Annotated in this window: 18 protein-coding genes and 3 pseudogenes; 15 read left to right on the forward strand and 6 right to left on the reverse strand. The window is 66.2% G+C overall.

What is annotated here, in order from left to right:
• Positions 1-60: 60 nt before the first annotated feature.
• Positions 61-543, forward strand: a complete 483-nt coding sequence (locus ACPEE0_RS01290) for an Lrp/AsnC family transcriptional regulator (RefSeq protein ID WP_133347844.1) — start codon at positions 61-63, stop codon at positions 541-543.
• Between the two features lie 105 nt (positions 544-648).
• Here the strand turns inward: ACPEE0_RS01290 and ACPEE0_RS01295 are convergent, their stop codons facing one another.
• Positions 649-1,581 carry an SRPBCC family protein gene (locus ACPEE0_RS01295; RefSeq protein ID WP_407710107.1) on the reverse strand — a complete coding sequence of 311 codons (933 nt, stop codon included), beginning with the start codon at positions 1,579-1,581 and terminating at the stop codon, positions 649-651.
• Positions 1,582-1,772: 191 nt separating this feature from the next.
• Entirely contained in the window at positions 1,773-1,916 is a 144-nt protein-coding gene (locus ACPEE0_RS01300; protein ID WP_165976893.1) for a hypothetical protein, read from the reverse strand.
• A 267-nt stretch (positions 1,917-2,183) separates the two neighbouring features.
• On the opposite strand from ACPEE0_RS01300, the gene ACPEE0_RS01305 reads away from it, so the two are divergent.
• Positions 2,184-2,795 (forward strand): NADPH-dependent FMN reductase, encoded by a 612-nt coding sequence (locus ACPEE0_RS01305; protein WP_133347848.1) that lies wholly within the window; start codon positions 2,184-2,186, stop codon positions 2,793-2,795.
• Between the two features lie 77 nt (positions 2,796-2,872).
• Here the strand turns inward: ACPEE0_RS01305 and ACPEE0_RS01310 are convergent, their stop codons facing one another.
• Positions 2,873-3,349 (reverse strand): sensor histidine kinase, encoded by a 477-nt coding sequence (locus ACPEE0_RS01310; RefSeq protein ID WP_009356713.1) that lies wholly within the window; start codon positions 3,347-3,349, stop codon positions 2,873-2,875.
• A gap of 201 nt (positions 3,350-3,550) precedes the next feature.
• Here ACPEE0_RS01310 and ACPEE0_RS01315 point away from each other — a divergent pair, with 201 nt between their 5' ends.
• The 5 genes from ACPEE0_RS01315 to ACPEE0_RS01335 all read left to right on the forward strand — a co-directional run bounded on the left by ACPEE0_RS01315 (position 3,551) and on the right by ACPEE0_RS01335 (position 6,355).
• Entirely contained in the window at positions 3,551-4,378 is an 828-nt protein-coding gene (locus ACPEE0_RS01315; protein WP_424575217.1) for a ZIP family metal transporter, read from the forward strand.
• 10 nt (positions 4,379-4,388) lie between these two features.
• Positions 4,389-4,853: a pyridoxamine 5'-phosphate oxidase family protein gene (locus ACPEE0_RS01320; protein ID WP_407710106.1), complete on the forward strand. Its 465-nt coding sequence runs from the start codon at positions 4,389-4,391 to the stop codon at positions 4,851-4,853.
• Positions 4,854-4,923: 70 nt separating this feature from the next.
• A complete protein-coding gene (locus ACPEE0_RS01325) occupies positions 4,924-5,343 on the forward strand; it encodes a YkvA family protein (RefSeq protein WP_407710105.1) in 420 nt (139 codons plus the stop codon).
• A 75-nt stretch (positions 5,344-5,418) separates the two neighbouring features.
• Complete coding sequence (locus ACPEE0_RS01330) at positions 5,419-5,619, forward strand: hypothetical protein (RefSeq protein WP_407710104.1); 201 nt, start codon at positions 5,419-5,421, stop codon at positions 5,617-5,619.
• A gap of 280 nt (positions 5,620-5,899) precedes the next feature.
• Positions 5,900-6,355 (forward strand): hypothetical protein, encoded by a 456-nt coding sequence (locus tag ACPEE0_RS01335; RefSeq protein ID WP_407710103.1) that lies wholly within the window; start codon positions 5,900-5,902, stop codon positions 6,353-6,355.
• A 19-nt stretch (positions 6,356-6,374) separates the two neighbouring features.
• On the opposite strand, the gene ACPEE0_RS01340 is transcribed toward ACPEE0_RS01335, so the two are convergent.
• Complete coding sequence (locus tag ACPEE0_RS01340) at positions 6,375-7,175, reverse strand: IclR family transcriptional regulator (protein ID WP_009356718.1); 801 nt, start codon at positions 7,173-7,175, stop codon at positions 6,375-6,377.
• 114 nt (positions 7,176-7,289) lie between these two features.
• On the opposite strand from ACPEE0_RS01340, the gene ACPEE0_RS01345 reads away from it, so the two are divergent.
• From ACPEE0_RS01345 to ACPEE0_RS01380, 8 genes and pseudogenes are all read left to right on the forward strand, one after another.
• Positions 7,290-7,793: a tripartite tricarboxylate transporter TctB family protein gene (locus tag ACPEE0_RS01345; RefSeq protein ID WP_407710102.1), complete on the forward strand. Its 504-nt coding sequence runs from the start codon at positions 7,290-7,292 to the stop codon at positions 7,791-7,793.
• A gap of 2 nt (positions 7,794-7,795) precedes the next feature.
• A complete protein-coding gene (locus ACPEE0_RS01350; RefSeq protein ID WP_424573783.1) occupies positions 7,796-9,298 on the forward strand; it encodes a tripartite tricarboxylate transporter permease in 1,503 nt (500 codons plus the stop codon).
• A 58-nt stretch (positions 9,299-9,356) separates the two neighbouring features.
• Positions 9,357-10,355, forward strand: a complete 999-nt coding sequence (locus ACPEE0_RS01355; protein WP_009356722.1) for a tripartite tricarboxylate transporter substrate binding protein — start codon at positions 9,357-9,359, stop codon at positions 10,353-10,355.
• Between the two features lie 33 nt (positions 10,356-10,388).
• Complete coding sequence (locus tag ACPEE0_RS01360) at positions 10,389-11,018, forward strand: methyltransferase (RefSeq protein WP_354175654.1); 630 nt, start codon at positions 10,389-10,391, stop codon at positions 11,016-11,018.
• An 18-nt stretch (positions 11,019-11,036) separates the two neighbouring features.
• A pseudogene (locus tag ACPEE0_RS01365) lies at positions 11,037-11,814 on the forward strand (DUF1932 domain-containing protein).
• 76 nt (positions 11,815-11,890) lie between these two features.
• Positions 11,891-13,227, forward strand: a pseudogene (locus ACPEE0_RS01370) (TRAP transporter large permease subunit).
• 11 nt (positions 13,228-13,238) lie between these two features.
• Positions 13,239-13,499 carry a hypothetical protein gene (locus ACPEE0_RS01375; protein ID WP_009356727.1) on the forward strand — a complete coding sequence of 87 codons (261 nt, stop codon included), beginning with the start codon at positions 13,239-13,241 and terminating at the stop codon, positions 13,497-13,499.
• Positions 13,496-14,485: a cyclase family protein gene (locus tag ACPEE0_RS01380; RefSeq protein ID WP_009356728.1), complete on the forward strand. Its 990-nt coding sequence runs from the start codon at positions 13,496-13,498 to the stop codon at positions 14,483-14,485. Before ACPEE0_RS01375 ends, ACPEE0_RS01380 begins: the two co-directional genes overlap by 4 nt.
• A 25-nt stretch (positions 14,486-14,510) precedes the next feature.
• On the opposite strand, the gene ACPEE0_RS01385 is transcribed toward ACPEE0_RS01380, so the two are convergent.
• Together ACPEE0_RS01385 and ACPEE0_RS01390 are read right to left on the reverse strand one after the other, a co-directional pair.
• Positions 14,511-15,161, reverse strand: coding sequence for a GntR family transcriptional regulator (locus ACPEE0_RS01385; protein WP_009356729.1), 651 nt, complete (start codon positions 15,159-15,161; stop codon positions 14,511-14,513).
• Between the two features lie 78 nt (positions 15,162-15,239).
• Positions 15,240-16,693, reverse strand: a pseudogene (locus tag ACPEE0_RS01390) (NAD-dependent succinate-semialdehyde dehydrogenase).
• Positions 16,694-16,704: the final 11 nt, after the last annotated feature.

Raw genomic sequence — 16,704 nt, forward strand, 5'->3', positions numbered from 1 at the left:
CGCAACACAGCTGCTTTCGGCAGGACAGATCCGGTCTTGCCAGCCGGATGGAGTGGCAAAATGCTCAGTATGCACCTTCTTGACGCTCTTGACGCCGAGATCCTCCTCACACTCGATGCCGACCCGCAGGCGACGGTCCTGTCGCTCTCCCGGACGCTGGGGGTAGCCCGGAATACGGTCCATGCCCGGCTGCGCCGCCTGGTGAATGACGGGAGCCTGGCGCCGTTCAGCCAGCGTGTCCGGACGGCGGCGCTGGGGCTGCCACTCACAGCCTTCATCTCGATCTCCATCAGCCAGTCCTCAAGCGACGAAGCCACGGCCGCACTGCGGACCATCCCGGAAATCATCGAAATGCACGCCACCACGGGCGATGCCGACCTGCTGGCCAAGGTGGCGGCGAAGGACCCGGCCGACCTCCACCGGGTGACCAATGCGATGCTGGCGATTGCCGGCGTCGTGCGCACCAGCACAGCCATGTCCCTGGTGGAGGTCATGCCCCCGCGGACCGTGCCGCTGCTGCAATCTGTGGCGGGCCAGGAGTAGCCAGTACAGCGCGGCAGACGTAACAGCAAAACGCCGCCCGCCTCGGGGGAGAGGCGGGCGGCGCTTTGCTTACGAGATGTGCGACGGCGTGTGGCAGCCCTGTGGTCAGTGCTGGCCGAGGTTGCCGCCAACGGGCGGCAGGCCGCCGTCGGGACGCCGGTCATCCTCGCGGCGCTCGCCGGCGCTCAGGTTCTCGCCCTCGATGGTCTCGTCGGACTCGCCGGTGGTGTCCACCAGGCCGTTCGTCTGGTCGAAGGCGTGCCCGATCCTGTCATCACCCAGGTCGGCGACGGAACCGGTGGACCCGGCGGCCGCCGTCGTGCCAGTAGTAGTGGTGGCGTCCGTCGTGGTGGTGTCCGTCGTCAGCGGCGTGACGGTCGCCGGCTCACCCGGGGCTGCTGGAGTGACCGTTTCGTCCGCAGCTGCAGTCTCGCCCTTGTTGCCTCCGGCAGCCATGGCGGCTGCGGCGCCGGCGGCTGCGGCAACACCGAGTCCTGCGGCCACCTTGCCCGAAACGCCGGCCTTGCCGGAATCACCGCGGGAAGCGGCTGCGTCTTCCACGCCGGGCGTTCCGACCGTGGCGCCGGGGTTGACGGCACCGCGCCAGGCGCCGCTCGCGTAGCCTTCGTCCTCGATGAATTCCTTGAACCGCTGCAGGTCTGCCTCGGCCTGCCGGTCAACCACGTTGAGCTTGTCGCCCACCTTCTCGATCAGTCCCTCGGGCTCGTATTCGAGCGTCAGCCGGACGGACGTCTGCCCGCCGCCCACATCCTCGAAGTCCACAACGCCGGCGTTGGTGGCGCCTTCGGTGGCCGCCCAGGCCACCTTGCGGTCCGGGACCTGCTCCAGGATCTTCGCTTCCCACTGGCGGCGGACGCCGCCGATCTCGGCCACCCATTCCAGCCGGTCATCGGTCAGCTGCGTGACACTCTTGACCCCGCCCATGAAGTGCGGGAATTCCTCGAACTGGGTCCACTGGTTGTAGGCCGTGCTCACCGGTACGTTCACCAGAATGCGTTTTTCCACCTTCGTGCTCATAACGTCTCCTTCGCTTTGTCACCGGAACTGATGACCCGGGAAAAATCATCAGCATGCTTACCAACATACCTTTTGGGCGCGTCCGTTTCCAGAGCAAGGAAAGGGGAACGGACGACGGCGGCACCTGCGCGGGTGCCGCCGTCGGGCATGGCAAAGGCCGGCCGCGTCCGGGGCGGCCGGGTGCGGAGGCGCTACTTGGACGCCGGTGGGGCGGGTTCGTCGGCCCCTTCTGCCGGGTCCTGGGAATGCATGCGGATCTCCGTGACATCCGCGTCCGGATCGCCCTCGGCGGGTGCTTCGGTGTGGACTCGCTCGTCCAGCGGATTGTCCGTCATGGCTGGTGTGCTCCTTGGAAGGCGAAGAGGGGCGGCGGCGGGCCGGCAACGACACCGGGTTGCTACAGATCATTCAGCGCTCCCGGGAGCGGCCTGTCAAGGAGGTAGCCAGGTGGGCCCGAGGTCTGGCCGGGACGGTCCATCTGTGCTGGACTGTTGGGTGCAGTGGCACCCAACCAGCGCCGCCATTTCCGCAGGAAGCCGGGCGGCACCTTTTCGAAAGAACATGGACAGGCCGGCGCCGTCCGGCCCTCGGAAGGAACACTCATGGCACCGTTCAAGATCGGATATTTCGTGGGAAGCCTGGCAACGGCCTCCATCAACCGGACCCTTTCCAAGGCGTTGATCAAGCTCGCCCCGGAAGACCTTGAGTTCACCGAGATCCCCATCCGGGACCTCCCGCTGTACAGCTACGACTACGACGCCGACTTCCCGCCCGCGGCCCGCGCCCTCAAGGAGGCCATCGAGGCGTCGGACGGCATCCTTTTCGTTTCCCCCGAATACAACCGGTCCATCCCCGGCGCGCTCAAGAACGCCATCGACTGGGGTTCCCGGCCGTGGGGCAGCAACTCGTTCGCCCGCAAGCCCACAGGCATCATCGGCGCGTCCGTGGGCAGCATCGGCACTGCCGTGATGCAGTCCTCCTTCCGCAGCGTCCTCAGCTTCCTGGACGCGCCGCAGCTGAATGCCCCGGAGGCCTACATCCACTACGACGCGGCCGTGTTCGGAGCGGACGGCGAGGTCAAGAACGAGGGCACCGCCAAGTTCCTGCGCCACTACATGGATGAGTACGCCGCGTTCGTTGCCCGCGTCCTGGCCGCCAACGCGCCGGGCCACATCGGCGACCTGGAGACTGACGACGCCAAGCTGACCCGGTAACCGCAGGACCCGGTTCCGGGCGTACGGAGGCCCGCCGTCCCAGTACGGCGGGCCTCCGAGTCTGTGTAGGCAAGGTGTCAGTCCAGCGGCAGGGTTACCGTGACTTTGGTGCCGTGGCCGGGACTGGAACTGACGTCCACACTGCCACCGGCTTCCCGGACGGCCACCGCCATGAGGCGCAGCCCATAGCCGTGGTGCCGCCCGCGTGTGGCGCGGCGGCTGTCAAAGCCGGTGCCGTCGTCGGCCACTACCAGGCGGATGCCGTGGTCCACCGCGGCGAGCTGGACGGTGAGGTGGGACGCCTCGGAGTATTTGTAGGCGTTGCTGAGCGCCTCGCGGGCGGACTGGTAGAGGAGGGAGGCGCAGTCAGACGGGATCTCGATGCCCCAGTGCGGAGTATCCCAGCAGACTGCGGTCCCCCTGCGGCGGATGGGCCCGGTCAGCCGGTCGATGCAGCCGGCCAGCCCCAATGCGTGGAAATCGAGCGGCTGCCGGTCTGTCAGCACGCCTCCCACGGTGGTGACGTCGCCCTCAAAAGCTGTCGTGTTTCCCATGACTTCCTGCTCCCCACAAGCTGGTTGGTCCGATGCCTCCAGCGTGGACCCGCAACTTCAGGGGTCCGCAAGGATTGGGTCAAGATCCCATCAATTCTGCGTGCGGCAGGGGCCTCCACTAGTCTGGCTGCTCTACGGCCGCACGCTGCTGCTGCCTTGGGATGGAAAGGCTTCCGCTGCGGAGCCGGAGAGTGGGTGGCAATGCCCGTATGGCTGCAGGCACTGGTGTGGGGTACCGCGGCAGGTGCAGCGCTGGTGCTGGGCGCGGCACTGTCCTGGCGGTGGTCGCTGCCGTCCAAGCTGGTGTCCTCCATCATGTCCTTCGGGGCCGGCGTGCTGATCTCGGCCCTCGCCTTTGAACTGGTGGGCGAGGCGGTGGCGGGTGGCGGTCTCTGGCCCACCGTGGCGGGCTTCCTGGCGGGATCGGTGGTCTACGTCGGGGCGAACGCGATGCTCGCCCGGGCAGGGGCGAAACACCGCAAGCGTTCCGGCCACCAGCAGCCGTCCGAGGAGGAGAACCCGGGAAGCGGTACGGCCATCGCCTTCGGCGCGCTGCTGGACGGCGTGCCGGAATCGGTGGTGCTCGGCGTGGGCATGCTCGCCGGCGGCGCGGTCAGCCCGGCCATGATGGCGGCGGTCTTCATTTCCAACGTCCCCGAGGGGCTGTCCGGGACCGCCGGCATGAAGAAGGCGGGCAGGAGTGCCCGGTACGTCTTTGGGCTGTGGGGTGGAATCGCCCTGCTCTGCGGTGTCGCCTCGCTGGTGGGTTATGCCGCGCTGGAGAATGCGCCCGGCGGGGTGGTGGCCTTCATCACCGCCGTGGCTGCCGGCGGAATCCTGGCCATGCTGGCGGACACGATGATCCCGGAGGCGTTCGAGGAGCACCACAACCTGACCGGGCTCACGGCCTCCGTGGGCTTCCTGACAGCTTTCACCGTCCACCACCTCGGGGGTTCAGGCGGCCTGGCAGTGGCGCCGGCGCGGGACTGGGGACTCAAGGCCCTACCCCCGCCTGTGACGGACACCTAGAATCTCGCCCATGGGAACCCCTCAGCCGGGATCGGCAACCGAAGTCCTGACCGTCGAGGAATGCTGGAAGCTCCTGGGCTCCTCCTACATCGGGAGACTGGCGGTGATCAACGGCAGCACGCCGGAGATCTTCCCGGTGAACTTCGTTCCCGCGGAGAGGACGCTCTATCTGCGGACGGCTCCCGGAACAAAACTCCGGTCGCTGCTCACGGGAAATCCGGTGGCGCTGGAAACCGATGCGCTCAACGTCTACGGCACGGAGGTGTGGAGCGTCGTCGTCAAAGGCGTGCCCTCGCCGGTGGAGGACGGCTCCATGCCCCTGGAACTGGCCGATCCGGACCGTGAACCCTGGGAGCCGAGCCTCAAGGAGCACCTGATCCGGATTGATCCCACCGAGGTCACCGGGCGCAGGTTCGCCGTCCATTCGCGGACGCGCTGGTGGCCGCCCCTGGACTTCACCTCGGACTGGGAGTGACGGCCCCCGCGGTCAAGTAGTCTCGTTCAGGTGCCGGAGGTTGCGGTCCCCGGCGCGGGAGGAGCGCAAGATGTCGTGGGAAACCGTTGCCGGAATTGTGGCCGGCGTCCTGCTGGCCTACGCCGTGCTGCTGTTCCTCCTGTGGCTGTACGCGCGGCGCCATCCTGAAACCGTGACCATGAAGGATGCCCTGCGGCTGTTGCCGGACCTGTTGCGGCTCATCCGCAGGCTCGCGGGGGACCGTACCGTCGCCGTCGGCGTCCGCATCCGGCTGGTGCTGCTGCTGGCCTACCTCCTGTCTCCCATCGACCTGGTCCCGGACTTCATTCCGGTCATCGGCTACGCAGATGACGCCGTGATAGTCGCGCTGGTCCTGCGCTCGGTCATCAAACGGGCCGGCGAAGACGCCGTCCGGCGGCACTGGCCCGGCAGCCCGGCCGGGCTGGACATCATCCTGCAGGCGGCGCGGCCCGTCCGGCGGACGCAATAGATTTTGTTCCCCGCTTCCGGCTCCTTTCGGGGCGCGGGCTGTTAGCGTGGAGGCCCGGCCAACGAAGGAGGAGCGATGACAATCAACTCACCCGATTCCCTGCCCGACGACGAGACTCAGGAGGGCGGGGCAGGCACCGAAGGCAAGGGAACATCTGCCCAGAACGACAGCGGGATCCCCCGGGCCGGCGACGGCGTCGGAATCGCCGCGGATACCGACCCCAACACGTTCGAGCCCGAGGAAGACCCGGACTCCACGGAGGAGCCGGGCAGCTAAACCCTCGCGTGGGCGGCGCTGCTCAAAATTCCCTCAAGATTTACCAAACCGGCCCGTTTTGGAGATTTCCAAACCCTACTGGCCGGTAAATTCTTCTTGTTTCCACGTTAGTTCCCCAACTAGGAAGCACAGAAGCCCCCGCGCTGGAGCCCGACTCGCGCGGGGGTTTCGCCATTCTGCAGACGCGCGCGGGCCAGTGGGGCCGGGCTTATGTCACGACTGAGCAGTCGCACAGGAGCTAGTCCTTTTCGACTCTTCAATCGGCTGCTAACTTGTTCCGATGGACGCTGCCATCATCGGCCTCCTTGGCGCCTTGCTCGGGGTCATACTGACCTATGCATTCAATCGAAAGAACGCCTTTGAGACCCGCCTCCATGAGGCCCGAATAGAGACCTACAAGAACTTTGCAGCGGCTGCTATGGAGTACCGGCGAGCGGTGATGGACGAATGGTTTGAAGGTCACCGCGTAGACGTCAGGACGGATGATGACGATGTCCATCGCGCCAGAGGAACAGCCTGGTCCGCCTATTACGGCGTCCGCCTGTTGACCAGCAATGATCAGACAGCAGAACGAGCACGTACTGCGCTTGACAACATCACTGCCCTCAAGAAGCTCGAAAACCGCAGGAGTTTGAACGAGCAAGGAGAGCGCTGTCGGGAGGATGTCGAGGAGTTCGTGCGAGCCGCGGGGGAGGACGTTCGGTCGGGCGGGAGATGGTGGAGTGCTGCGCGATAAGCCTCAGGCTGAATCCGGCCTAGTAGACGGAGCCTTCAAGGAGCGCGGACAGCGTGCGGGCCGCGCGCCGGAGCTCCGGCACGCCGGCCTTAAGCGTGTCTTCGCTGGCTGCCTCCACCGGGCTCGTGAGCGAAATGGACTCCGTGGGCCGGCCGGTCCGGTTGGGCACGGCAACGGCCACTGACAGGACGCCGGTGGCGCGTTCGTCCGCGGAATAAGAAAAGTCCACACCCGCCTCTGGGAGCCTTGCCTGAAGGGCATCTGCCGTGAAGGACTTGTCTTCGTGCCCCGCGGCGACGGCCGCGGCCGCTACCTGCTCCAGTTCTTCCCTGGGCGCAGACGCCAGGAGTATCTTGCCTGCCGCGCCGAGGCTGAGTGGCAGGCGCTTGCCCAGGGGAAGGTCGTAGCGCAGGGGCGCCGCGCCGTCGACACGCGCCACGAGGATCCGCTCGTAACCAAGCCGGGTGTAGAGCGACGCCGTCAATCCCGTCGAGGTGGCCAGCTGCTGGAGGATGGGCCGCGAAGACACCACCAGGGGATCGTTTTCGAGATAGCTGCGGGCCGCCGGCAGGACTGCTGGGCCGATCCGGTAGGACTTGTCCGTCTGGCTGACCATGCCGAAGTCCTGGAGCACCCGGAGGATGCGCAGCGTGGTGGGCAGGCTCATGCCGCACGCCCGGGCCAGGTCGCTGAGCCGCTGCGGCCTCTCCGCCCGCTGCAGTTCGGCGTACACCTCCAGTGCCCGCGACAGGGAGCGCATGTTTGACGCTTTGGGCCCCTCATCCGTGGAAGGCGGCGGGGTGGATGCGGCGGTCGTCATTGTTTCATTCTATGTAATCCCCTTGCGCTTGACAGTGGGTGTGTCTGCTGTCACTATTTCTATACACGTAAGGCTCTTTCATTCTATGAAAGGCACGAACACAAGAAGGAAACCATGACAACGGAGTCACTGACGACGACACCCAAGAGCGCGGCACGCGTTGCTCCATCCGTTCTGGTGGGCATCGGCGCTTTCGCGGCCGTCGGCATCTACGTCCTGGTCAGTTCCCTGGGACTCGGCCTCTGGACGTCCCTCGGCCCCGGGCCGGGGCTCTTCCCCTTTGCGATGGGCGGGGTGCTCGTCGCCATGGCGCTGGTCTGGCTGATCCAGGAGCTGCGCCGGCCAAGTGAAACGGCGGAAGGGGTGGACCGCGGCCTGGTGGTCGCCGTGGTGGTCAGCCTGGCCATCCTGGCGTCCGTCATGGATCTTCTCGGGTTCCAGCTGAGCACGTTCCTGTTCCTCATGTACCACCTGAAACTGCGCGGACGCCGGACCTGGGTCACGTCGCTGATCATTGCCCTGGCCGGAAGCGTCGGCGCCTTTTACGCCTTCAACTACGGACTGAACGTCGCGCTGCCGGTCTCTGCCTTCCCCCTGCTGAACACGATCGGACTCTAGACGTGGACATTTTCAACGAACTGCTGGGCGGTTTCGCGGCCGCCATGACCTGGCAGAACCTGCTGTTCGCCTTCCTAGGCTGCCTCCTGGGCACCGTCATCGGCGTCCTGCCCGGCATCGGCCCGGTGGCCGGCGTCGCGCTGCTGATCCCCCTGACCCTGAACATGGACGCGACCGGCGCCATCATCATGCTTTGCGCCATTTTCTACGGCACGGCCTACGGGGGAACCATTACCAGCGTCCTGCTGAACACTCCCGGCGAGGCGGCCTCCGCCATCACCACCATTGACGGCTACGCCATGACGAAGATCGGCAAGGCGGGCGCCGCCCTGACCATCGCCGCCGTCGGGTCCTTCGTTGGCGGCACGATAGCGACCGTGGGGCTGGTGGCCGCGGCGAAACCGCTGGGCGAACTGGGCCTGCTGGTCGGGCCCCCCCAGTTCTTCGCCCTGATGGTAGTGGGCATATCCCTGCTCGTCGCCCTCGCCGGCAAGTCCATGGTCAAGGCCGTGATCTCCGGCGCCCTCGGCCTGCTGATCTCCATGGTCGGCATCGACCCTGTTGCCGGCGCACCCCGCTTCACCTTCGGCGTGGACAGGCTCCTGGACGGCGTCAGCTTCGTGGCCGTGATTGTCGGAGTCTTCGGACTCTCGGAACTGCTGTCCTACCGCAAAGGGGCTGCGGCACCGGCAGTCCACGCACCCAACTTCCGGTCGCTGCTGCCCACCGGCAAGGAATGGCGGCGCAGTGCCCCGGCCATGGCCCGCGGCACCGGCATCGGGTTCGGCCTGGGCCTTATTCCCGGCATGACCGGCTCCGTGTCCTCCCTGCTTGCCTACGGCGCCGAGAAGAAGTTCTCCCGGCACCGCAACGAGCTGGGCAAGGGCGCCATCGAAGGCGTGGCCGGCCCGGAGACCGCCAACAACTCCCACGCCAACGCAGCACTGATCCCGCTGTTCACCCTGGGCATCCCCGCATCCCCGACCATCGCGGTGCTGATGGGCGCCTTCCTGCAGCAGGGCCTCACCCCCGGGCCCACACTCTTCACGGAGAACTCCGAGATCGCGTGGGCCATCATCGCCAGCCTGTTCATCGGCAACCTGATCCTGCTCCTGCTGAACGTCCCGCTGGTGGGCCTGTGGACCTCCATCCTCCGGGTCCCCACGACGATCCTGACGGCGCTCATCCTGCTGTTCATGGTCATCGGCGCCTACACCATCAACTTCACCGTCTTCGACGTCTTTGTCATGATCGGTTTCGGCCTCCTCGGGCTCGCGCTGCGGCACCTGGACATCCCGCTGGCCCCGATGGTGCTCACCCTGGTGCTGGGCCCGCTGATGGAACGTTCCCTGCGTGAATCCCTTGAAATCTCCCAGGGCGACTTCGGAATTTTCGTCAACCGCCCCATCTCTGCGGTCCTCATCGGCCTGGGACTCCTCATCATCTTCAGCCCGCTCCTCAAGCTCCGTAAGCCCAAGGCGCTCAACGAAGACCCCGAAACCTAAAGACACCCGTTCCATCCCCAACCTCTGCACAACAGACCACCTTCAAAGGAGAAGCCCCATGAAGACCCGCATCCGCCTTGCCGCCGTCGCAGCAGCAGGCCTCCTCGCCCTCACCGGCTGCGGCGCGAACGCCGGAGCCACGAACACCGCCAGTGACTTCCCGCGGAAGGGCAAGTCCATTGAAATTGTGGTGGCCTTCGGCTCCGGCGGCGCCGTGGATACGGCTGCCCGGCTGATCCAGCCCGTCCTCGAGAAGGAACTGGGCACCAACGTGGAGGTCATCAACAAGCCCGGAGCCGGCGGACAGATCGGCTACACGCAGCTCACCAGCGCCAAGCCCGACGGCTACACGATCGGGGCCACCGGTTCCCCGTCCGTGGTTGTCTCGCCGCTGGATCCCAGCCGTGGCGCCAAGTACACCCGGGACAGCTTCCAGCCCCTCGGCCGGCAGGTTATCGACCCCACCGTGATCGCCGTCCAGCCGGACAGCCCGTACCAGACCCTCAAGGACCTCCTGGACGCAGCCAAGGCCAGTCCGAAGTCCATGACTGCCAGCACCACGGGGCTGCAGACCGGCGAACACTTTGCCATGGCCCAGATCCAGGAAACCACAGGCTCCGAATTCGCCCCGGTCCACTTCTCCGAGGGTGCTTCCCAGGCCACCACTGCATTCCTGGGCAAGCACGTGGACATCCTGGTGGCCAACGTCAGCGACGTCACCGACCTGACCAAGCAGGGCAAGGCCCGGGTCCTGGGCGTCATGTCCGAGGAGCGTGCGCCTTCACTGCAGGACGTGCCGACCTTCAAGGAATCCGGCTACGACCTGGTGGCAGGCACCGTCCGCGGCTACTCCGCCCCGGCCGGCCTGCCGGACGAGGTGGCCGAAAAGCTGGAAGCTGCACTCCAGAAGGCCATCGAGGATCCGGCCGTGGTGCAGAAGATGAACGACCTCGGCCTGCAGACCAGCTACCTCAACGGCGACGACTACCAGCAGTTCTGGGCCGCCCAGGAAGAGGACTTCAAGAAGGTCCTCCCGCTGGTCCAGAAGACCGACTAACCCCTTTCCGCGCCTCCCACGAAAGAACGCACCATGACAACGCCCGCCACTGACACCATCGACGCCGACTTCCCCCGCCCCGACAGGGACGTCATTGAACGGCTCGCCAAACTGCCGGCTGCCAACATCGGCGATGCCGTGGACCGCCTTGGCGTCGCCCACTCGGCAATCCAGGCCATCTGGCCGGGAGCGAAAATCGCCGGGCCGGCCTTCACCGTCTGGACCCGGCCCGGCGACAACCAGGGAATCCACCAGGCCCTGGGACTGGCACAGCCGGGGGATGTCATCGTCGTGGCCGGCGGGGCCGATGAGTCCCGCGCCCTCTTAGGTGAACTGATTGGGGAACGGGCCATCAACCTCGGCATCGCCGGATTCGCCCTGGACGGAGCAGCGCGCGACGCCGAGGCGCTGGGTGAGATCGGCATGCCCGTCTTCGCACGGGCTACTTCACCCGCGGGTCCCTACAAGAACGGCCCCTTCCGGCTGGGAACGGCCATCGCCTTCGGCGGCGTCCCCGTCCTGCCGGGCGACGTCATCATCGGCGACTCCGACGGCGTGGTGGTCATTCCCCGGGAACAGGCAGCCGCCGTCGCGGACGCCGCGGAAGCCGTGTTCGCAGACGAAACCAACCGCCGGCAAGCAATCGTTGCAGCCCGCTCCTAACCAGAAAGAGAAGAACCCATGACAGCGTGCACCGTCATCGGCCTCGGCGAGGCCGGCGCAACCTATGCTGCAGCCCTCACCGCTGCCGGCCACACAGTCACCGGCTATGACCCCGTTGCCCCCACCACCCCGGCGGGCGTCACCCGCGCCGCCACCGCCGCCGAAGCATGCCGGGACGCGGACATCGTCCTGGTGATGACAGGGGCGGCGGCAGCCCGGGCCGTAGCCCTGGAATGCCTGCCGGTCATGGCGGCCGGCAGCTGCTATGCGGACTTCACTTCCTCCTCACCGGGCGTCATGCAGGAGCTGGGCCAGCTGCCCGGCAAGGCGGACTTCGCGGACGTCGCCATCCTTGGACCGGTTTCCGCGCTGGGGGAGAAGACCCCCTGATGGTCAGCGGACCCGGGGCCCAGGCCGTGGCCGACCTGCTGCGTCCGCTTGGCGTCGACGTCGAAATCACTGAAGGGGAACCGGGCGCGGCCATGGCCCACAAGCTGCTGCGCAGTGTCCTGATGAAGGGCCTGGCTTCAGTGGTGGTCGAAGCCGTCACCGCCGGGAAGGCGGCAGGGCTCGAGGAGTGGATCCGTGGGCAGATCGCCAAGCAGCTCGCCGGGACGGCCAGGCAGTGATCGACAGGTTCCTCACCGGGACCGTCAAGCACGCGGTCCGCCGCTCCAAGGAGATGCAGGACACGGCCAGCTACCTCTCGGACCTCGGTGTGCCCGCTGAGATGACCAACGCCTCCGCCGCCGCACTGACTCGTATTGCGCAGGCTACGGTGCCGGTCTTGCGCTGACCCCGGGGCACGACAGAATCAATAGCAGGAAAGTAAACCGCGTGACATTCAGCAGCACAACGTCAGGGGCAGGATCGTGATCGGAATCTGGGCACTGGGGGCCTATCTGGCCGTCATTCTGCTCTGGACCACCGTGATCAAGCGCAGCGTTGGGGAAGCCATGATCCTCGGGTTCCTGGTGGTGCTCCCGTTCACTGGTTCCGCCGCCGCCCAGGTGGGGTGGGAGGCGCTGTACGCGGCCATCACGGACGAAATCGTCTACGCCACCATGGCGTTCGTTTTCATGGGATACCTGCTGGACAAGGCAGGGGTGCTGGACCGGCTGATCGACCTGTTGAACTCCCTCATCGGCGGGGTCAAAGGCGGACCGGCATGGGTCTCAACAGTGGCGTCGGCGGGCCTGGGTGGAGTGGTCCACAACCAGGCCGCCATCGCCGCGACCGTAGGATCCGTGACCATCCCCTGGATGGAAAAGTCCCGGCTGGACAAGCCCTCCGCCGCCACCCTGGTGGCGGGCAACGCGGGCATGGGCATCACGTTCCCGTTCAGCGCCTCAATGTTCGTCCTGGCCGGATCCGCTACCGTGGGGCCGCTGCTGGATATCAACGCCCTCGTCCTGCCGCTGCTGTTCGGCGGACTGTGGTGCTTCCTGCACCGGCTGATCGTCACCTGGCTCCTGGTCCGCAAGAGCGGCATGGCCCCGCTGGACGCCGCGCACCGGCTGCCCGTCCGGGCCGCGTTCGGCAGGGGCTGGGCGACGCTGCTGCTGTTCGTCGTCGTCGCCATCCCGCTGGTCATTACCTCCGGTGCCGTCGCGCAGGCGCTCACCGGCTGGACCGGCACGGACATCACCAAGGCGGTCGGCGTCATCGTCTGGATCCCGGTAGTCCTGATCATCACCGGTGCGCTCCTGGGCCGGAAGAACCTTCCCAGGAACCGGCGGGCCTGGCGGGACCTGTTGCAGGATTCCGCCCCGCGCTTTGGCATCGTGGGCGTCACGGTGGTGTTCGCTTTCGCCGGGGCCAACGCTTTGGCCGGCACCGGCCTGCCCAGCAGATGACAGCCCTTCTGAACGGCATGAACCTGCCGCTGTGGCTGTTGGCCATATTGATCGGCTTGATCGTCATTGCCGTCGCCGCGCCGCTGTCCGCCACCGCCACCATGGCCGCCGTCGGAACCGTTGGCGTCGCGGCACTGGTGGCTGCCGGGGTGCCGGCCACCACTGCCGCCGTCGCCGTGCTGGTCTTCTCCTCGTGCGAGGCGTCGGTCCCGCCGGGCGGCGCACCGCTGTACGTGGCCTGCGGCATCGCCGACGTCAATCCGATCAAAACCTTTGCCCGGCTCCTCACCCACTACGCGCTGCCGCTGCTCGGCATCGGCGTCCTGATCATCCTCGGCGTCCTGCCGATCTAAGGGGACACACCATGCACAAGATCCGGCGTGCCGTCCAGGCCGTCTTTGTCCTCACGCTGGCGCTCCTGCTCCTGGGTGGAGTGTTCTTCGTCGCCGGCCAGGCCGTGGCGCTTGCGTCGGGACAGGGGGAGTGGCTCGAGTTCTTCAATACAGCCATCAAGGACCCGATGTGCATCGCGGCATCGGTCTGCGCGGTTACCGGGTTCCTGCTCAGCTACAAACACGGCAAGGAACAGGCAGTGACGGCCGGGGAAGCGGCAGCATCGCGATGACGGACATGTCGGAAGGCCCGGCCTACCCCAGTTACGCCGAACTCCTGGAACGGGCCGGAGAGCTTGCGGGGACCTCGTGGGGGCTGTTTCCCCAACCCGGCCGCGGAACCCCGTCCTTCATCGGGCCGGATACGGTCCTGCGCGCCAGGGACTCCATCCGGACCGGAACCGTGTTCGGCCTGGACTACCCGGCAGATGCCTTCGATCCCGGCATGTCCCTGAAGCGCGGTGCTCCCAGGCACACTATCTACTCCTCACACCCTGCCCACCGGGACGACTACCTGGACAGGTACTACCTCCAGGGGTCAAGCCAGATCGACGGGCTCCGGCACCGCAGGGCGGACGACGTCGGCTTCTACAACGGCACGCCCGATCATGTGATCACCGAGGGCAGTCCCGAGCTGGGGGTCCAGGAGTGGGCGGAACATCCGATCGCCGGCCGGGGGATCCTGGTGGACCTGGCCGGCTACCGGGAGAGCGTCGGCGAGCCCATCAACCACGCGAATGGCGAACCCCTCGGCCTGGAGCTGATTCAGGAAGCCCTGGCAGCCCAGTCCCTCACCCCCGGGCCGGGGGACATCCTGATGCTGCACACCGGCTGGTGCGAATGGTTCCTGGACCTGGCTCCAGGGGAGAAACTGCGGATCCGGGACAGCCGGAAGGCAACGGGAGTCGCCCAGTCCCGGGAATTCCTCGCGTGGGCGTGGAACAGCCGGTTCGCCGTCGTCGCCGCTGACAACTTCGCCTTCGAATGCCTTCCCGCCCTCGCGCGCAGCCCGTTCCGGAACACCGCCCCGAACGACCACGGCATGATGCACCAGGATCTCCTGGCCAAACTGGGCATGCCTCTCGGCGAACTCTGGAAACTCGGCCCGCTGGCACGGCACATGAGGTCCAGCGGCATCTGGGATGCCTTCATCAGCATCAAGCCGCTGAACATCACCGGGGGTACGGGATCGCCGGCCAACGCCACGGCTGTGACCTGACGGCCGCCGGCTGGATCGACCCCACTTACATTCCGGCCCGCAGAGCGTTGTGGAACTGGCTGACCAGCTCCTGGCGGAAACCGTCCATATCGCCGTTCAAGGCCATGTCAGCCAATTTTTCATGCTCCACGGCGATGTCATGCAGGTCGCTGTAGGTGCGGTGGTCAACGGCCAGGTAGAGGCGCAGCTTGGTTTCCCACCCGTTCCACATACTCTGCAGTGCCCCGTTTCCGGAGAAGTCGTAAAACAGCCGGTGGAAGCGAAGGTGCGCGTCAATGCTCGCAGGGATATCGTTCGTTTCCGTGGCCCGGTGTAGTTCCTCAATAGTTTGCGTCAGCCGGTGCCGCTCGCTGCCACGCAACGTTTCGACCGAGAGTTCGGCGGCGTAGGGCTCCACTAGGACACGGATCGAGGCGATTTCGGCGACCTCGCGGTCACTCACTTCCACCACAAAGGAGCCACGGAAAGGAATCTTGACGACCAGTCCTTCCTCCTCCAGCCGGGTCAGCGCTTCCCGGAGCGGCGACCGGCTGATCCCCAGGTCCGCGGCGATGCGGGTCTCGCGCAGCTGTCCGCCCGGGGGGACTGTTCCGTCAAGGATGGCGGTGCGCAGGACGCGGTAGACACCCTCCGGCGTGGTGGTTCGCTGCTCCTGCCACGCGAATTTGACGTCCATGGCGCCGCCTTTCTTGTCGATTGTCGATTATATCGGCCAGCTTCCGGTGGACCGGAGAGCTGGCCGATATGGTGTTTCCTACACCGCGATAGCCGTGTACTTGATCTCCAGGAATTCTTCGATACCCACCTTGCCGCCTTCGCGTCCCAGACCGGACTGCTTGATTCCGCCAAAGGGGGCTGCAGGGTTGGAAACGAGTCCGGTATTGATGCCGACCATGCCCACTTCCAGCTCCTCGGAGAACCGCTGTGCGGTCTTCAAAGCCTGGGTGTAGACGTATCCGGCGAGGCCCCACTCGGTGTCGTTGGCCAGGCGGAGAACTTCGTCTTCGCTGTCAAAGACAGTCACCGCTGCGACAGGTCCGAAGATTTCCTCATGCATCAGCTTCGCGCCGATGGGCACATCGACCAGGACAGTAGGCGGATAGAAGTAGCCGGGCCCGTCTGGGAGCGTGCCGCCGGTCAGGATGCTGGCGCCCTTGGTTACGGCATCGCTAACCAGAGCGTGTACTTTGTCGAGGCTTTTTTGTTCAACCAGGGGCCAACCTCAGTGCCGGGGTGCGAGCCGTTGCCCACTTGGAGTTCAGACATCCTCTTCGCGAACTTCTCACTGAATTCCCCTGCCACAGATCGGTGAACGAAGAAGCGGTTTGCCGCAGTGCACGCCTCTCCCATGTTTCGCATCTTGGCCGTCATGGCGCCGTCGACGGCCTTTTCGATGTCCGCGTCGGCCAGCACGATGAAGGGGGCGTAGCCGCCCAGTTCCATCGACGACCGCATCACGTTGTCGGCAGCCTGGCGCAGCAGGGCCTTGCCAACTTCGGTCGACCCGGTGAAGCTGACCTTCCGGGCGATGCCACTGGACATCCAGGTATCGACCACACTGGAAGCGCGTGAGGTGGTGACAACGTTCAGGACGCCGTCGGGAAGCCCCGCCTCCCGGAAGATGTCCACCAGGGCGAGGGACGTCAGCGGCGTGAGCGCGGCCGGTTTGAAAACCATGGTGCAGCCTGCCGCGACAGCCGGCGCGATCTTGCGGGTGCCCATGGCCAGCGGGAAGTTCCACGGTGTGACGAGTACGCACGGGCCGATCGGTTCCCTGGTCACGATGACGCGGGTGCTGCCATAGTCTGATACGGCGTCATCGCCGCCGACCCGGACGGCTTCCTCGGAGAACCAGCGAAGCATCCCAGCGCCATATGCCACCTCGCCTCGAGCCTCTGCGAGGGGCTTGCCCATTTCAGCGGTCATAATTGCGGCGAGCCGGTCCGTGTTGGCCACAACCAGCTCGTAGGCGCGGTAGAGGATGTCGGCCCGGATGCGGGGAGTTGATTCCGCCCACTCTGCTTGGGCTCGGCCGGCGGCCTCGATGGCCTGAGCAGCATCATCCGGGCCGCCGTCAGCCACGTGGGCGATGACTTCATTGGTGGCCGGATTCTCGACCGGGAAGGTGGCTCCACGGCTGGCCGCCCGCCAGGCGCCATTGATGAAGAGCTCGGTGTGGAGGGCAGTGGGGTCAAAGGAGGCGGTCATCTCACGCTTTC

The sequence above is a fragment of the Arthrobacter sp. SD76 genome (assembly GCF_049726125.1).
Classification (GTDB): domain Bacteria; phylum Actinomycetota; class Actinomycetes; order Actinomycetales; family Micrococcaceae; genus Arthrobacter; species Arthrobacter nitrophenolicus.

Bases quoted from the DNA above. Each gene is read 5' to 3' on its own strand.
- ACPEE0_RS01290 (WP_133347844.1), top strand. From the start codon at position 61: ATGCTCAGTATGCACCTTCTTGACGCTCTTGACGCCGAGATCCTCCTC.
- ACPEE0_RS01295 (WP_407710107.1), bottom strand. From the start codon at position 1,581: ATGAGCACGAAGGTGGAAAAACGCATTCTGGTGAACGTACCGGTGAGC.
- ACPEE0_RS01300 (WP_165976893.1), bottom strand. From the start codon at position 1,916: ATGACGGACAATCCGCTGGACGAGCGAGTCCACACCGAAGCACCCGCC.
- ACPEE0_RS01305 (WP_133347848.1), top strand. From the start codon at position 2,184: ATGGCACCGTTCAAGATCGGATATTTCGTGGGAAGCCTGGCAACGGCC.
- ACPEE0_RS01310 (WP_009356713.1), bottom strand. From the start codon at position 3,349: ATGGGAAACACGACAGCTTTTGAGGGCGACGTCACCACCGTGGGAGGC.
- ACPEE0_RS01315 (WP_424575217.1), top strand. From the start codon at position 3,551: ATGCCCGTATGGCTGCAGGCACTGGTGTGGGGTACCGCGGCAGGTGCA.
- ACPEE0_RS01320 (WP_407710106.1), top strand. From the start codon at position 4,389: ATGGGAACCCCTCAGCCGGGATCGGCAACCGAAGTCCTGACCGTCGAG.
- ACPEE0_RS01325 (WP_407710105.1), top strand. From the start codon at position 4,924: ATGTCGTGGGAAACCGTTGCCGGAATTGTGGCCGGCGTCCTGCTGGCC.
- ACPEE0_RS01330 (WP_407710104.1), top strand. From the start codon at position 5,419: ATGACAATCAACTCACCCGATTCCCTGCCCGACGACGAGACTCAGGAG.
- ACPEE0_RS01335 (WP_407710103.1), top strand. From the start codon at position 5,900: ATGGACGCTGCCATCATCGGCCTCCTTGGCGCCTTGCTCGGGGTCATA.
- ACPEE0_RS01340 (WP_009356718.1), bottom strand. From the start codon at position 7,175: ATGACGACCGCCGCATCCACCCCGCCGCCTTCCACGGATGAGGGGCCC.
- ACPEE0_RS01345 (WP_407710102.1), top strand. From the start codon at position 7,290: ATGACAACGGAGTCACTGACGACGACACCCAAGAGCGCGGCACGCGTT.
- ACPEE0_RS01355 (WP_009356722.1), top strand. From the start codon at position 9,357: ATGAAGACCCGCATCCGCCTTGCCGCCGTCGCAGCAGCAGGCCTCCTC.
- ACPEE0_RS01360 (WP_354175654.1), top strand. From the start codon at position 10,389: ATGACAACGCCCGCCACTGACACCATCGACGCCGACTTCCCCCGCCCC.
- ACPEE0_RS01375 (WP_009356727.1), top strand. From the start codon at position 13,239: ATGCACAAGATCCGGCGTGCCGTCCAGGCCGTCTTTGTCCTCACGCTG.
- ACPEE0_RS01380 (WP_009356728.1), top strand. From the start codon at position 13,496: ATGACGGACATGTCGGAAGGCCCGGCCTACCCCAGTTACGCCGAACTC.
- ACPEE0_RS01385 (WP_009356729.1), bottom strand. From the start codon at position 15,161: ATGGACGTCAAATTCGCGTGGCAGGAGCAGCGAACCACCACGCCGGAG.